General features: G+C 73.6%; 11 protein-coding genes. 8 read left to right on the top strand and 3 right to left on the bottom strand.

From position 1 onward, the window contains the following. Window positions 1-189 precede the first annotated feature (189 nt). From AC2TEW_RS08535 to AC2TEW_RS08525, 3 genes are all read left to right on the top strand, one after another. Window positions 190-3,183, top strand: coding sequence for an ATP-binding protein (locus AC2TEW_RS08535; RefSeq protein ID WP_484622743.1), 2,994 nt, complete (start codon window positions 190-192; stop codon window positions 3,181-3,183). 299 nt (window positions 3,184-3,482) lie between these two features. After that, the gene (locus tag AC2TEW_RS08530) at window positions 3,483-4,595 is read left to right on the top strand and encodes an aldose epimerase family protein (protein WP_484622742.1); all 1,113 of its coding nucleotides are present in this window, start codon (window positions 3,483-3,485) and stop codon (window positions 4,593-4,595) included. A gap of 56 nt (window positions 4,596-4,651) precedes the next feature. Continuing rightward, entirely contained in the window at window positions 4,652-5,407 is a 756-nt protein-coding gene (locus AC2TEW_RS08525) for a helix-turn-helix transcriptional regulator (RefSeq protein ID WP_484622741.1), read from the top strand. Between the two features lie 7 nt (window positions 5,408-5,414). On the opposite strand, the gene AC2TEW_RS08520 is transcribed toward AC2TEW_RS08525, so the two are convergent. Then, a complete protein-coding gene (locus tag AC2TEW_RS08520) occupies window positions 5,415-6,614 on the bottom strand; it encodes a globin domain-containing protein (protein WP_484622740.1) in 1,200 nt (399 codons plus the stop codon). A gap of 445 nt (window positions 6,615-7,059) precedes the next feature. Here AC2TEW_RS08520 and AC2TEW_RS08515 point away from each other — a divergent pair, with 445 nt between their 5' ends. The 5 genes from AC2TEW_RS08515 to AC2TEW_RS08495 all read left to right on the top strand — a co-directional run bounded on the left by AC2TEW_RS08515 (window position 7,060) and on the right by AC2TEW_RS08495 (window position 13,283). After that, on the top strand, window positions 7,060-8,340 hold the full coding sequence (locus AC2TEW_RS08515) for an extracellular solute-binding protein (RefSeq protein WP_484622739.1): 1,281 nt from the start codon (window positions 7,060-7,062) through the stop codon (window positions 8,338-8,340). A 140-nt stretch (window positions 8,341-8,480) separates the two neighbouring features. Continuing rightward, window positions 8,481-9,482, top strand: a complete 1,002-nt coding sequence (locus AC2TEW_RS08510) for a carbohydrate ABC transporter permease (RefSeq protein WP_484622738.1) — start codon at window positions 8,481-8,483, stop codon at window positions 9,480-9,482. A gap of 47 nt (window positions 9,483-9,529) precedes the next feature. After that, on the top strand, window positions 9,530-10,426 hold the full coding sequence (locus AC2TEW_RS08505) for a sugar ABC transporter permease (RefSeq protein ID WP_484622737.1): 897 nt from the start codon (window positions 9,530-9,532) through the stop codon (window positions 10,424-10,426). A gap of 102 nt (window positions 10,427-10,528) precedes the next feature. Next, window positions 10,529-12,232 (top strand): glycoside hydrolase family 13 protein, encoded by a 1,704-nt coding sequence (locus AC2TEW_RS08500; protein WP_484622736.1) that lies wholly within the window; start codon window positions 10,529-10,531, stop codon window positions 12,230-12,232. 25 nt (window positions 12,233-12,257) lie between these two features. After that, on the top strand, window positions 12,258-13,283 hold the full coding sequence (locus tag AC2TEW_RS08495) for a LacI family DNA-binding transcriptional regulator (RefSeq protein ID WP_484622735.1): 1,026 nt from the start codon (window positions 12,258-12,260) through the stop codon (window positions 13,281-13,283). A 41-nt stretch (window positions 13,284-13,324) separates the two neighbouring features. Here the strand turns inward: AC2TEW_RS08495 and AC2TEW_RS08490 are convergent, their stop codons facing one another. After that, window positions 13,325-14,449 (bottom strand): PP2C family protein-serine/threonine phosphatase, encoded by a 1,125-nt coding sequence (locus AC2TEW_RS08490; protein WP_484622734.1) that lies wholly within the window; start codon window positions 14,447-14,449, stop codon window positions 13,325-13,327. Window positions 14,450-14,836: 387 nt separating this feature from the next. Beyond that, complete coding sequence (locus AC2TEW_RS08485; protein ID WP_350643406.1) at window positions 14,837-15,037, bottom strand: hypothetical protein; 201 nt, start codon at window positions 15,035-15,037, stop codon at window positions 14,837-14,839. Window positions 15,038-15,073: the final 36 nt, after the last annotated feature.

Genomic DNA, 15,073 nt, shown 5'->3' with positions numbered 1-15,073 from the left:
CTCCAGCTGTGCGGGCCGAAGATTATCTGATCAGATCATCAGATGTCAGAGGTACCAGGGCATTTGCCCCTGACTCTCGCTCTCAACCCTGTCCGTGGCCTCCGGCCTGCGCGAATGCCGCCCATGGGGGCGTGCGCGGCGCTAATGTCGGGGACGGAACCACGGAACTGTGAGGCGGAGGGCGCAACGGTGGCCGGAGATCAGTACGGGCAAGGGGAGCGAGGGCTCGGCGCCGGAACGGTCGAGGACCCGCTCCACGAGCGCGAATCCGAGCTCGGCAGTGCCGAACAGGCCGTCGCCAGACTCTGCCGGGCGTTCGCCAGCGGCGGCACCGAGATCGGTGAACTGCTCCTCTACTCCGGCCCGCCCGGGATGGGCAAGACCTCGGTCCTGCGGCAGGTCCGCAGGCTCGCCAGACTGCAGCCGGGCTGCACCGTCCTGTTCGCCCGCGGCGGCGAGCGGCAGCAGAACGAACCCTTCCGCGTCCTGCGGCAGTTGCTGCTCCCGGTGCTCGGCGCGCTGAGCGAGGCCGAGAGCCGCGAGGTGTTCGGCAACTGGCGCGGCATCGTCGGCCCGGCGATCGGCCTGTTCCCGCCCTCCGGCGAGCTCGAACCGCTCGACCCGCAGGGCGTCCGCGACGGCCTCGACTTCGTACTCACCCAGCTCGCCCCGCGCCGGGCGCCGCTGGTGATGATCGTCGACGACCTGCACTGGGCCGACCTGGAGTCGCTCACCTGGCTCTCCTCCTTCGCGGTCCGCTGCCAGGAACTGCCGGTCCTGCTGGTGCTGGGCTACCGCGACGAGTTCGCCGAGGAGGCCCGCGGGCTGATCCAGCAGATCGAGGGGATGGCGGCCCGCCGACACCAGCTCAACCCGCTGCACCCCGCCTCGGTCACCCAATTGGTCCGCGGTGTTTTCGGCGCCCTGGCCGACGACGCGTTCTGCCGCCAGGTCTGGGCGATCACCGCCGGCACCCCGTACGACATCCAGGCGCTGCTGCGCGAGGTCCGTGACCAGGGCCTCGACCCGATCGAGGAGAACACCCCGCGGCTGCGCGACCTGGCCGCCGCCGCCCGCGGCCAGACCCTGCAGTACTGGCTGGAGAAGCTGGGCCCGGTCACCATGCGGTTCGCCTGGGCCGCCGCCCTGCTCGGCACCGACATCAAGCAGCAGCTCGCCGCCATCATCTGCGCCCAGGGCCCCGACCAGTCCGACGAGTCGGTGCGCCAGCTGCGCAAGCACCGGGTGCTCACCAGCAGCCCCAACGGCCGGCTGGAGTTCGTCCACCCGCTGATCGGCACCGCGATCTACCTGACCATGCCCTCCGGCACCAAGACCGCCATGCACGGCATCGCCGCGGCCGCCATCGAGAACGCGGGCGGCAGCCTGCTCACCGCCTCCCGGCACCTGCTGGAGACCCTCCCCGGGGGCGACTACACGATCGTCCGCAAACTGCGCAAGGCCGCCACCGAGCACCTCGCGATCGGCGCACCCGAGGCCGCCCAGCGCTGCCTGGAGCGCGCCCTCGCCGAGCCGCCGGACGAGGCGGACCGCGCCGTGGTGATGTACGAACTGGGCTTCTCCGCGCTGCTCACCGACCCGTCCGCCACCGTCAACCAGCTCCGGCTCGCCCTGGAGATGGACGGTCTCGGCGACGACCTGCGGGTGGACGCCACCTTCCGGCTCTCCGAGGTGCTGGCCCACTCCGGCGAACTGGTCCGGGCCGCCGAGACCTGCCGGCTGGAGGCCCAGCGCACCCCGCCCGGACCGGGCCGGCTCCGCCTGGAGGCCGCGCACTTCATGTGGGCCGCCTTCCAGCGCGACGAGGAGGACGGCCCGGACCGCTCCGACCGGCTCAAGAAGCTCTCGCTCAGCCTCGGCGAACGCGACACCGCCGCCGAACGCGCCGTGCTGGCGATGCGCGCCTGGGACCTCACCCTGCGCGGCGCCCCCGCGGCCAAGGCGGTCGGCTACGCCGACGAGGTCCTGGCGGACGGCCGGCTGCCCGCCGAACTCGGCTGGACCAACACCACCTGGGGCTTCGAACTCCCGGCCCTGGTCGGCCTGACCCTCACCTACACCGACGAACTCGCCCGCGCGGAACGGCTGTTCTCCGACGCCATTCTGGAGTTCGAGGTGGCCGGCTGGAGCGGCGCGCACCGCGGCTTCGCCTACTTCCTGATGGGCCTGGTCCGGTTCCGCCGCGGCTTCCTCCCCGAGGCCGAGGACTTCCTGCGCCGGGGCCTGAAGATCTCCGAGCGGATCGCCCCCGGCCTCCCGCTGCAGTGGGACATCGTCGGCGTGCTCGCCGACACCCTGCTGGCCCGCGGCCGGTTCACCGAGGCCTGGGAACTCGCCCAGCACTACGGCTTCGCCCCGCCGTACCACCCCACCGCCATGGTGCTGCCCGACGCGCCCACCCTGTACGGCAAGCTGCTGCTCGCCCGGGGCGACCGAGCCGGCGCCGCAGCCGTCTTCACCGAGGTCGGCGAGCAGCTCAACGCCCGCGGCTGGAAGAACACCGTCTGGGCACCGTGGGCCGGCCACCTCGCGGTGGCGCTCGCCCCCGACGACCCGGACGCCGCCCGCGGCTACGCGGAACTGGCCGTAGAGCGGGCCCGGGAGTTCGGCACCCCGTCGGCGATCGGCACCGCGCTGCGGCTGCAGGCCGCCACCACCGAGGGCCCGGCCGCCGTCGAACTGCTGGAGGAGGCCGTCGGCCGGCTCGGCCTGTCCCCGGCCGGGTACGAGCACGCCCACGCGCTGGTCGACCTCGGCGCGGCCCTGCGCCGGGTCGGCCGGCTGAGCGCCTCCGGCGAGTACCTGTACCAAGGCATGGAGCTGGCCCAGCACTGCGGCGCCGACGGCCTGGTCGCCAAGGCCCGCGGCGAGCTCGCGGTCTCCGGGCTGCGCCCCAACCGGCTGCACACCCTCAGCCGGGACGCGCTCACCCAGCCCGAGTGGGAGGTCGCCCAGCTCGCCGTCCAGGGGCTGCCGCCGCAGCGGATCGCCGAGCAGCTCGACCTCCAGCTGAGCCTGGTGCACCGCCGGCTGGCCGCCGTCCACCGCAAGGCGGGCACCGGGCCGGAGGGCCTGGCCGCCGCGCTCGGCCTGCCCGAGCAGCGGCCCGACCAGGGGCCGGACGAGAAGCCGCACGAGCAGCAGCCGGGCCGGGACGGCTGAGCCGCCCGCGGCCGGGTTCGGCGCCGCAGGACCGGCCGGGCGGCCGCCGCGGGTGAACGGGCCGGCAGGCCCCGGAGCACGACGAAGGCGGGTGCGGGCCGCGCCGCTGTCCTGGACGCCGCTCGCCCGTGCCCGTCCGGTCGCGGACCGGTCGAACGACAACCTGGTCACCCCGGGGACACCGGGAGCGGGCCGGAGGTCCGACGGCCGGCACGCTCCGGGGGTCCGGCGGTGCCCGGCGCGCGCTGATCCGACACGGACGGCCGTCCACGGCCTAGGCTGCTGAGCAGGACCGAGGCGTGGTCGCCGTGGCGCGCAGCCGGGCGGCCGGTGAGGAGCAGGCGATGGCGACGTCGGCGCAGGGCACCGAGGTGCGGCGGGAGCCCTTCGATGCGAGCGGGGCCGGCGCGGCCATCGAGCGCTGGACCCTGCGCAGCGGTGCGCTGGAGGCCGGCGTGCTGAACCTGGGCGCCACCCTGCACACCCTCAGCGCCCCCGACCGTGACGGCACCCCCGCTCAACTCCTGCTCAGCACCGACGACCTGGGCGCCGTCCTGGGCCCGGCCCGGCACTTCGGGGCGACCGTCGGCCGGTACGCCAACCGGATCGCCGGCAGCCGGATCACCATCGACGGCGAGGACCACCCGCTGATGCCCACCGGCGGCGGCGTCACCCTGCACGGCGGCCCGGACGGCTTCGCCAACCGGATGTGGGAGGCCGAGGAGATCCCCGGCGGTGTCCGCCTGCGCCTGCACAGCCCGGACGGCGACCAGGGCTTCCCCGGCGGCCTGGACGTCACCGTCTCCTACACGCTGTCGCCCGAGGCGCTGACCATCGCCTACCACGCCGTCACCACCCGCCCGACCGTGGTCAACCTGACCAACCACGCGTACGTCAACCTGGCCGGCGAGGGCAGCGGCGACGTCCTCGGCCACCTGCTCACCCTGGACGCCGACCACTACACCCCGGTCGACGAGCGGCAGATCCCGCTCGGCCCGTACGAGCCGGTGGCCGGCACCCCGTTCGACTTCACCACGGCCCGCCCGATCGGCAAGGGCATCCACGACGACCACCCGCAGCTGCGCGGACCGCGCGGCTACGACCACAACTGGGTCCTGCGCGAGCGCCCGGCCGACGGCACCCCGGCCCGCGCGGCGCTGCTGGAGGACCCGGGCAGCGGCCGGACCCTGGAGGTGCTCACCACCGAGCCGGGCATCCAGGTCTACACCGCCAACCACTTCGCGGGCACGGTCAGCGGCGCGAGCGGCGTCCCGTACCGGATGTACGCGGGGGTGGCGCTGGAGACCCAGCACCACCCGGACTCGCCGCACCGGCCGTCGTACCCGTCCACCGAGCTGCGCCCCGGCGAGGAGTTCCGCTCCACCACGGTGCTGCGCCCCGGCCTGGCCTGAGCACCGCCGTCCCGGGACCGGCCGGCCGGGCCGGGCGGCGCCGTACCATGGGCCGGGTGGAGAGTCCGGACCCCGGTGTGCACCGAGCGCTCGCGGCCCCCGCGCGGCGGGCGCTGCTGGCGGCGCTGACCGCGGCGGACGGGCCGCTGGACAGCCGGCTGCTGGCCGAGCGGACCGGCCAGCACGTCACCACCGTGCGCCACCACCTCACCGCGCTGGCGGAGGCCGGGCTGGTGCTCGCGCAGCGCGACGAGGCGGCCGCCGGGCGCGGGCGGCCCCGGCTGCTGTACACCGCGGCCCCGGCGCACGAACAGCTGGCGGCCTACCAGGAGCTGGTCGAGGTGCTGGCGCTCGGTTACGGCCCGGACCCGGCGGTGCGGGCGCAGCGGGCCGAGCGGGCGGGCCGGGACTGGGCCGCCGGCGCAGGGCAGGACGCGGGGCCCGGTCAGCCGGGACCGCCGCAGGCGTCGCTGCCGCAGCCGTCGCTGCCGCTGGCGGAGCAGGTGATGGTGCAGGCCCGGCGCTGGGGCTTCCAGCCGCAGCTGCGGGCCGGGGGCGGTGTGGTGGCGTTGCACGGGTGCCCGTTCCTGCGCAACGCCGAGCGCCACCCCGAGGTGGTGTGCGCGGTGCACCAGGGACTGCTGGACGCGATGGCGGAGCGGGCGGGGGTGCCCGGGGCGCTGCGGCTGCACCCCTTCGCGGAGCCCGGTGTGTGCACCATCTCGCTGACCGCCGCACACCCGGACGCGCCCGCCCCACTCGCCCCGCCGGACGCCCCGGGCGCGCCGGGCGGGCACGGCGGGGCGGGGTGACGGGGGCTCAGGCCGGGGCGAGCCACAGGTCGGGGCCGAACACCTCGTACCGGATGGCGGCGGCGGGGACCCCGCGGCGCAGCAGTTCGGTGCGGGTCGCGCGCATGAACGGCAGCGGGCCGCACAGGTAGGCGGTCAGCCCGTCGGGCAGGTCGAGTCCGGCCAGGTCGACCGTGCCGTGGTGCCCGGCGCCCGGGCCGGTGCCCGGCTCCTGGTACCAGCGGTGCAGTTCGGCGGCGGGCAACGCGGCGATGCGCTCGGTGAGTTCGGCGGCGTGGGCGTGGTCGGCGGGGGAGCGGTCGCCGTGCACGGCGATCACCCGGCGGGTGGAGCCGGTCCGGGCCAGGTGGTCGAGCATGCCGGCCATCGGCGTCACGCCGATCCCGGCCGAGGCCAGCAGCAGCGGGCCGTCGCCGTCCTCCAGGGTGAGGTCGCCGAACGGGCGGGAGACCGTGACCTTGTCCCCGATCTGCAGGTGGGCGTGGAGCCAGCCGGAGACCTCGCCGTCGGGTCCGGCCGCGGCCGGGCCGTGGACCCGCTTCACGGTGATCCGCCAGGTGCCGGGGCCGGGGGCGGCGGAGAGGCTGTACTGGCGGATCTGGCGGGCGCCGTCCGGCAGGACGACCGCCACGCCGAGGTACTGGCCGGGCCGGAAGCCGGTGGCGGCGCCGCCGGTGGGCCGCAGGGTGAAGGAGACGGAGTCCCGGGACTCCTGCCGCCGGTCCAGGACCTCGGCCTGCTGCCAGACCTCGCCCTCGGCGACGCCGGCCTCCTGGTAGAGCCGGCCCTCCAGGGCGATCAGCTCGCCCGCCATCAGCCAGTAGACCTCGTCCCAGGCGGCGGCGACCTCCGGGGTGACGGCGTCGCCGAGCACCTCGGCGATGGCGGCGAACAGGTAGGTGTGGACCACCCGGTACTGGTCGCGGGTGATGCCGAGCGAGGCGTGCCGGTGGGCGATCCGGGCGAGCAGCGGGCCGGTGGCCGGTTCGGACTGCTGCACCAGCAGGGTGGCGTACCCGGCGATGGCGCCGGCCAGGGCCTGCTGCTGGGTGCCGGCGGCCTGGTTGCCCCGGTTGAACAGGTCGCGCTCCAGCCGGGGATGGTCGGCGAACATCCGGGCGTAGAAGAGGCGGGTGATCTCGCCGATGGCGGCGCCAACGGCGGGCAGGGTGGCGCGGACGGTCGCGGTCGACTCGGGGGAGAGCACGGGTTCCTCCTGGGCGTGGCCGGTCGGGGTGGTCCTGCGGCGGTGCGTGCCGCCGCCCGCTCAATATAAATGATGCCCATCCTTTTAAATCGCGCAGGGGGATGTCCGAAGGGTGCCCGGAAGCGCCCGGCCGGGGCCCGGTGCGGCGCTTGCAGCAAGGTGCGCAAGGGTGGGTAGGGAGGTGAGGCGCGGGGAGGGTGGCGCCGGGGCGGGCGCAAAAGGGATGAAAGCGGTCCAAGGCGGCTACCTTGTGGCAACGCGGAGGACACGCGGGCGTAACGATCGCCAGATCTTGCAGAAACTTGCTGCAAGGACTTTCCGATGCGATTGCATCGCTGTTACGTTCCTGCCCAAGCCCGACGGCCGCAACGGCGCAGTCGGCTGGGACAGCCATTATGCGCGGTCCTCCTCCCTCTCGGGCACCCCCACCTCATTAGGAGCTCTCATGCGGCGTGGCATCGCGGCCTCCGCTCTCGTTGCGGCCCTTGCGGTAACGCTTGCAGCCTGTGGCAGCAGCGGCACCAGCGCGGACGGCAAGTCCTCCGGGCCGGTCACCATCACCTACTGGGACACCTCCAACGCCACCAACGAGGCTCCGAACTACCAGGAGCTGGTCAAGAAGTTCGAGGCCGCCAACCCGAACATCAAGGTCAACTTCGAGAACGTCCCGTTCGACCAGGCGCAGAACAAGCTGCAGACCGCGATGGGTGCCAAGGGCGCGCCGGACGTCTTCCGCTCCGAGGTCGGCTGGACCTCCGCCTTCGCCAAGGCCGGCTTCCTGGAGCCGCTGGACGGCACCCCCGCGCTCGCCGACGCCGCCGCCTTCCAGCCCAGCCTGGTCCAGCAGGCCAAGTTCGACGGCAAGACCTACGGCGCCCCGCTGGTCACCGACACCCTCGGCCTGCTCTACAACAAGGCGCTGTTCGAGAAGGCCGGCATCACCAAGGCCCCCGCCACCTGGGACGAGCTGAAGGCCGACGCCGCGCTGCTCAAGGACAAGGCCGGCGTCGACGGCTTCTTCATGCGCGCCGGTGACGGCTACTACGCGATGCCGCTGCTGTTCGGCGAGGGCACCGACATGGTGGACGCCAAGAGCAAGAAGATCACCGTGGCCTCGCCGGAGGCCGCCAAGGCCATCGAGACCTACAAGTCGCTGTTCACCGCGCCCGGCACGGTCAAGGCCGACGTGACCACCGACTCGTACGCGCACATGATGGACGCCTTCAACACCGGCAAGGTCGCGATGATCATCCAGGGTCCCTGGGAGGTCACCAACATCTTCAAGGGCTCCGCCTTCGCCGACCAGAAGAACCTCGGCATCGCCCCCGTCCCGGCCGGCTCCACCGGCAAGGCCGGCGCCCCGACCGGCGGCCACAACGTGTCCGTCTACGCGGGCTCCGACGACGCCCACAAGGCCGCCGCCGAGAAGCTGGCCGGCTACCTCACCTCGGCCGAGAGCCAGACCTTCCTCGCGCTGAAGAACTCCACCCTGCCGACCCGCGCCGACGCCTACACCGCCGAGGTCAAGGTCAACCCGGGCATCGCCGGCTTCCAGGCGGTCCTCTCCTCCGCCCAGCCGCGCCCCGAACTGCCCGAGTACTCCTCGCTGTTCGGCTCCTTCGGGACCAACCTCGGCAAGATCGTCCAGGACCAGGCGGCCACCCAGGCCGGCCTCGACACCGTCGCCGTCGACTACGCGAAGCTGCTCCCCGGCTTCTCCAAGTAACGCCACCGGCCGCCCGGCCCGCACCCCCACGCGGACCGGGCGGCCCCGGCCGTCGGCCCGCCGGGCCGCGCAGGTCCCGAACCGCACCAGCAGTCGCAGTCGCCGAAGCGAGGCGGCGGAACTCCCGAAGAGGTGTCACCATGGCAGTCGCCGTGCAGGGCGCGCCCGGCCAGGGCAGCCGCGAGCGCGAACCGCGCCCCGGTCTCGGACAGCGCGTCAAGCTGTCGTACCAGAAGTACTGGTACGCGTACGCGATGATCGCGCCGGTCGTGATCGTGCTCGGCGTACTGGTCGGCTACCCGCTTGCGCGCGGCGTGTACCTGACCCTCACCAACGCCACCAGTCTCAACGTCGGCCGCCAGATCGGCGTCCGGCACATCCCGGACAGCTACGAGTTCGTCGGCCTGCACAACTACGCCGACGTGCTCTGGGGCCCCGGCTCCTACGACCGGTTCTGGTCGCACTTCGTCTGGACCATCGTCTGGACCGTGGTGTGCGTCGCCCTGCACTACTCCATCGGCCTCGGCCTCGCCCTGCTGATGAACCGCAACCTGCGCGGACGCGCCGTCTACCGGATGCTGCTGATCCTGCCGTGGGCCGTCCCGACCTTCGTCACCGTCTTCTCCTGGCGCCTGATGCTCGCCGACGGCGGCATCGTCAACAGTGCCCTCGGCTTCCTGCACCTGCCGGAGCCCTCCTGGCTGAGCGACCCGCTCGCCGCGAAGGCCGCCGCGATCATCGTCAACACCTGGTGCGGCGTGCCGTTCATGATGGTCTCGCTGCTCGGCGGGCTCCAGTCGATCCCGAGCGAGCTGTACGAGGCTGCCGAGATGGACGGCGCGACCCCCTGGCAGCGGTTCCGCCACGTCACGCTGCCCGGCCTGCGGGCGGTGAGCAGCACCGTGGTCCTGCTCGGCGTGATCTGGACCTTCAACCAGTTCGCCGTCATCTACCTGCTGCTCGGCAACGGCGCCCCGGACGCGCAGATCCTGGTCACCTGGGCCTACCGGCTGGGCTTCGGCCAGCAGCCCCGGGCCTACGCGGAGTCCGCCACCTACGGTGTGCTGCTGCTCTCCATCCTGGTCGTCTTCACCAGCTTCTACCGCCGCTGGCTGGCCCGCAACGAGCAGGCCAACGGATGACCCCGGCCCGAGTCGCACCCCCCACCCACCCGAAGGAGGCCGCCGAGATGAGCGCCGTCACCGAACTCCCGACCGCCGCCCGGCCCGCCGCGAGCCGCGCCGTCGCGCAGTCCCGCGGCCGCGGCCGGCGCTCGGCCTCCGTGCTGTCGCACGCGCTGCTGGTCGTCGCGGCCCTGATCGCCGTCTTCCCGGTGCTGTGGATCGCCTTCATCTCCCTGGGCCCGGACAAGACCGACTACCTGCACCCCAGCCACATCTTCGGGCGCACCACCTTCGCCAACTACAGCTTCGTGCTCCAGCACACCGACTTCCTCAGCTGGTTCGGCAACTCGGTGCTGGTGGCCGGCGGCACCACCGTCTTCGGCGTCCTGGTGGCGGCCACCACGGGCTACGCGGTCTCCCGGATGCGCTTCCCGGGCCACCGCCACCTGATGTGGACCCTGCTGCTCACCCAGATGTTCCCGATCGCGGTGGTGATCGTGCCGATCTACACGATCCTCGCCAACTTGAACCTGCTGGACAGCTACTTCGGCCTGATCCTGACGTACGCGGGCACCACCGTGCCGTACTGCGGCTGGCTGCTCAAGGGCTACTTCGACACCATCCCGGTGGAGATCGACGAGGCCGGCCGGGTCGACGGGCTCAGCCCGTTCGGCACCTTCTGGCGGCTGATCATCCCGCTGGCCAGGCCCGGCCTGGCCGTGGCGGCCTTCTACTCCTTCCTCACCGCCTGGGCCGAGGTGCCGTTCGCCTCGACCTTCCTGCTCAGCTCGGACAAGTACACGCTGGCGGTGGGTCTGCAGACCTACATCAGCGAGCACGACGCGCAGTGGCAGCTGATGGCGACCACCTCGGTGCTGATCGCCCTGCCCGCCGCCCTGGTCTTCTACCTGGTGCAGCGCCACCTGGTCACCGGCCTGACCGCCGGTGCCGCGAAGTCCTGACGACGCCCCACCCACGCCCCGCCACCTGCCTGCTACCGCGCGACGGCCGCCACCGCACCGGCGGCCGGAACGCCACCTACGTCCTGTGAGGGATGACAGTCCATGACCCAGAACCTGGCCGACACCTCCCGGCCCGCCGCCGCTGTGATCGCTGCGAACGCCGGTGCCTCCAGAGGCTGGTGGCGGGACGCGGTCATCTACCAGGTGTACCCGCGCAGCTTCGCCGACGGCAACGGGGACGGCATGGGCGACCTGCCCGGCATCCGCAGCCGCCTGCCGTACCTGCGCGACCTCGGGGTGGACGCGGTCTGGCTGTCCCCGTTCTACGCCTCGCCGCAGGCCGACGCCGGCTACGACGTGGCCGACTACCGCGCGGTCGACCCGATGTTCGGCACCCTGCTGGACGCCGACGGCCTGATCCGCGACGCCCACGCGCTGGGCCTGCGGATCATCGTCGACCTGGTGCCCAACCACTCCTCCGACCAGCACGAGTGGTTCCAGCGCGCGCTGCGCGAGGGTCCCTCCTCCCCGCTGCGCGAGCGCTACCACTTCCGCCCGGGCAAGGGCGCCGAGGGCGAACTGCCGCCCAACGACTGGGAGTCCATCTTCGGCGGCCCGGCCTGGACCCGGACCGAGAACCCCGACGGCACCCCGGGCGACTGGTACCTGCACCTGTTCGCCCCCGAGCAGCCCGACTTCAACTGGGACAGCCCGGCCGTCGCCGACGAGTTCCGCTCGATCCTGCGGTTCTGGCTGGACATGGGCGTCGACGGCTTCCGGATCGATGTCGCGCACGGCATGGTCAAGGCCCCCGGCCTGCCCGACCTCGGCTCGCACGACCAGCTCAAGCTGCTCGGCAACGACGTGATGCCGTTCTTCGACCAGGACGGCGTGCACGAGATCTACCGCAGCTGGCGGCTGATCCTCGACGAATACCCGGGCGAGCGGATCGGCGTCGCCGAGGCCTGGACCCCGACCGTGCAGCGCACCGCCAACTACGTCCGCCCCGACGAACTGCACCAGGCCTTCAACTTCCAGTACCTGGGCACCCACTGGGACGCCGACGCGCTGCGCGAGGTGGTCGACGTCTCGCTGGACGCGATGCGCCCGGTCGACGCCCCCGCCACCTGGGTGCTCTCCAACCACGACGTCACCCGGCACGCCACCCGCTTCGCCAACCCGCCCGGCGGCACCCAGATCCGCACCCCCGGCGACCGCGAACTCGGCCTGCGCCGGGCCCGCGCCGCCACCCTGCTGATGCTCGCCCTGCCCGGCTCCGCCTACCTCTACCAGGGCGAGGAGCTCGGCCTCCCGGACGTCACCGACCTGCCCGACGAGGTCCGCCAGGACCCGTCGTTCTTCCGCCAGGCCGGCCAGGACGGCTACCGCGACGGCTGCCGGGTGCCGATCCCGTGGTCCGGCACCGAGGCCCCGTACGGCTTCGGACCCACCCCGGGCGGCCCGAGCTGGCTGCCGCAGCCCGCCACCTGGGCCGGGCTGAGCGTCGAGGTCCAGACCGGCGACCCGACCTCCACCCTGGAGCTGTACCGCTCCGCGCTGGCCGTCCGCCGCGAGCACCCCGCGCTCGGGGCCGGCACCGAGGTGACCTGGCTGGACGCGCCCGAGGGCGTGCTGGCCTTCCGCCGCGACAGCGCCGACGGCTCCTTCGTCTGCACCGTCAACACCACCGGCGAGCCGGTCCGGACGGCCGCCCCGGGCCGGGTCCTGCTCGCCTCGGCGGAGCTCACCGTGGTGGACGGCGAGACCGTTCTGCCCGCGGACTGTGCCATTTGGTGGGCGGCCTGACGTGGTTGCAATAGGCTCTGGGATCGTGACTACGGCGCGACTCTCAGACATCGCGGCACAGGCGGGCGTCAGCGAGGCGACCGTCAGCCGGGTGCTCAACGGCAAGGCGGGCGTCTCCGCGACGACCCGGCAGACGGTGCTGGCCGCGCTCGACGTGCTCGGCTACGAGCGCCCGACCCGGCTGCGCCAGCGCAGCGCCGGCCTGATCGGCCTGATCACGCCGGAGTTGAGCAATCCGATCTTCCCGGCGCTGGCCCAGGTGATCGAGCAGGTGCTCAGCCGGCACGGCTTCACCCCGGTGCTGTGCACCCAGACGCCGGGCGGCGCCACCGAGGACGAACTGGTGGAGATGCTGGTCGAGCGCGGTGTCGCGGGCATCGTCTTCGTCTCCGGACTGCACGCCGACACCAGCGCCGACCACGACCGCTACGCCCGGCTCACCGGCCGCCAGGTGCCGTTCGTGCTGATCAACGGCTACAGCGAGCGGATCGACGCGCCGTTCATCTCGCCGGACGACCGGACCGCGATGTGGATGGCCGTCCAGCACCTGGTCGGGCTCGGCCACGAGCGGATCGGCCTGGCCATCGGCCCGCGCCGGTACGTCCCGGTGCTGCGCAAGATCGAGGGGTTCACCGCGGCCGTCGGGGAGCTGCTCGGCAGCACCCCCGAGCAGGTCCAGGAGCTGATCCAGCACACGCTGTTCAGCGTGGAGGGCGGGGACGCGGCGGCCGGGGCGCTGCTCGACAAGGGCTGCACCGCGATCGTCTGCGGCAGCGACATGATGGCGCTGGGCGCGATCCGGGCGGTCCGCCGGCGGGGTCTGGCGGTGCCGCAGGACATCTCGGTGGTCGGCTTCGACGACTCGCCGCTGATCGCGTTCACCGAGCCGCCGCTGACCACCATCCGCCAGCCGGTCGAGGCGATGGCCACCGCCGCCGTCGACGCCCTGCTGGAGGAGGTCGGGGGCAACGCCACCCAGCGGGTCGAGTTCATGTTCCAGCCCGAGCTGGTGATGCGCGGCTCCACCGGCGCGGCCGGGGGCGGCCGGTAGCGCCTGCCGGTCCGGGGCGGTCCGGGAGGCCGGTACGAGGTCTAGTGCGGCGGGGAGTTGGGCCCGGAGGCCGGGCTCCCCGCGGTGCTCTCGGTCAGCGCCAGGACGGCCATGTCGTCGTCGCGCGGCCCGCCGGTCCACCGGTCGACGTCCCGGATCAGCGTGTCGATCACCCGGCCGGGACCGTCGAACGGGCCCCGGCCCGCCAGCCGCCGAGCCGGGTCGTAGAACCGTCCGGCGGCGTCCCGCGCCTCGGTCACCCCGTCGGTCACCAGCAGCAGGGTGTCCCCGGCAGCGAACGGCCACTCCTCGACCGCCGGGCGCCCGGCCCCGAGTCCGCCCATCCCCAGCGGCAGCCCCGGCTCGCGGGCGTCGAGCCGCCGCACCCGGGAGCCGTCGGCGGACAGCAGGTACGGCCCGGGGTGCCCGCAGTTCAGCAGCCGCAGCCCGCCCGGCCCGGGCGTGAACTCCACCAGCAGCGCGGTGATGAAGCCCTCCATCCGCAGTTCCTCGGTCGCCTCGGCGGCCTCCCGGGTCAGCGAGTGCTCCAGGCCGTCGGCGACCGCGCCGAGATCGGGCAGGCCGTCGGCGTGCTCCCGGAACGCGCCCAGCAGCACCGAGACGGCGGCCACCGCAGGCAGCCCCTTGCCCCGGACGTCCGCGATCAGCGCCCGCACCCCGAACGGGGTCCGCTGCAGCGCGTACGCGTCACCGCCGATCAGTGCGTCGGTGTGGGCGGCGCGGTAGCGGGCGGCCACCTCCAGCCGGCCGACCCTGGCCGGCGGTGCGGGCAGCACCGCGCGCTGGGCGGTCTCCGCCACCGAGCGGACCGCCTGCAGACGGCGGCCGTGCCGGGCCACCACCCGGTTGACCCAGATCCCGATCAGGGCGGCGAACGCGGTGTTGGCCAGCTCCAGGTAGCCGGCGGTGGTGCCGACCGAACCGTCCAGCACGGTCAGCACCAGGATCCCGACCAGGACGGCGGCGCCGACCGCGACGGTGTCGCGCAGTGACAGCAGCGCCCCGGCGAGCACCGAGGCGGCCGCCACCATCGGGTCGCCCCAGTAGTCGGCGGGGGAGAGCGAGTCCCAGACCAGGCCCGCGACCACCAGCGCCCACGGGGCCGCCCGCACGTAGCGGGGCCACTGCGTGGAAGTCGACGCCATGGGCGATCACGATCCCCCGTCCGGTGGGCCATCTGCCCCGACTCTAGCCGCCGGGCGCCCGGCCCACCCGGTGGCGGCACGCCAGGGGCCGTCGGGCCGTTCCCGCCGGGGTCCGGCGCCGGGAGCCCGTCCGGAGCCTCGGTGGATCGCCCGATTCCACCCGGTACGAGGGCTGCTGTCCGGCGTGACCGGCCGGGCCGCCGCGCATGGGGGGCACCCTCTCCGCCCCGGGGCCGGTGGAGCCGGCGGGGCCGCACGCCGATCCGCCGCGGACGGTCGGACAGGCCCGGGGACCGGCCCGGTCCGGGTACGGCGAACGGCCCGGGGACGGGAGGTCTCCGGGCCGTCACGCACGTCTTCGGGGGTGAGGGCGTCGGGTCCGGCTCCTCAGCCCTCCTCGACGACCGGCCTGCGGTGGTTCAGGCGCTGCTGGTCGGCCGCGTCGCCGGTCCGCGCCTCGGTGCGCCGGGTGCGGTCGAGGTAGTCACGGACGATCAGCTCGACCGCGTCCTGCGGATTCCTCGTGCCGGACTGGAGCATCACCTCGATCGCGAGATCGGCGTCGAGGGTGATGGTGACCTTGGCCATGGCGGGCGCTCCTCGGAGTCGACTCGCCGTAGCCTA

This window comes from Kitasatospora sp. NEAU-CNBT7 (assembly GCF_057220535.1).
Note: the sequence above shows the minus strand (reverse complement) of the source record. Positions and strands in the feature narration are given on the sequence as shown.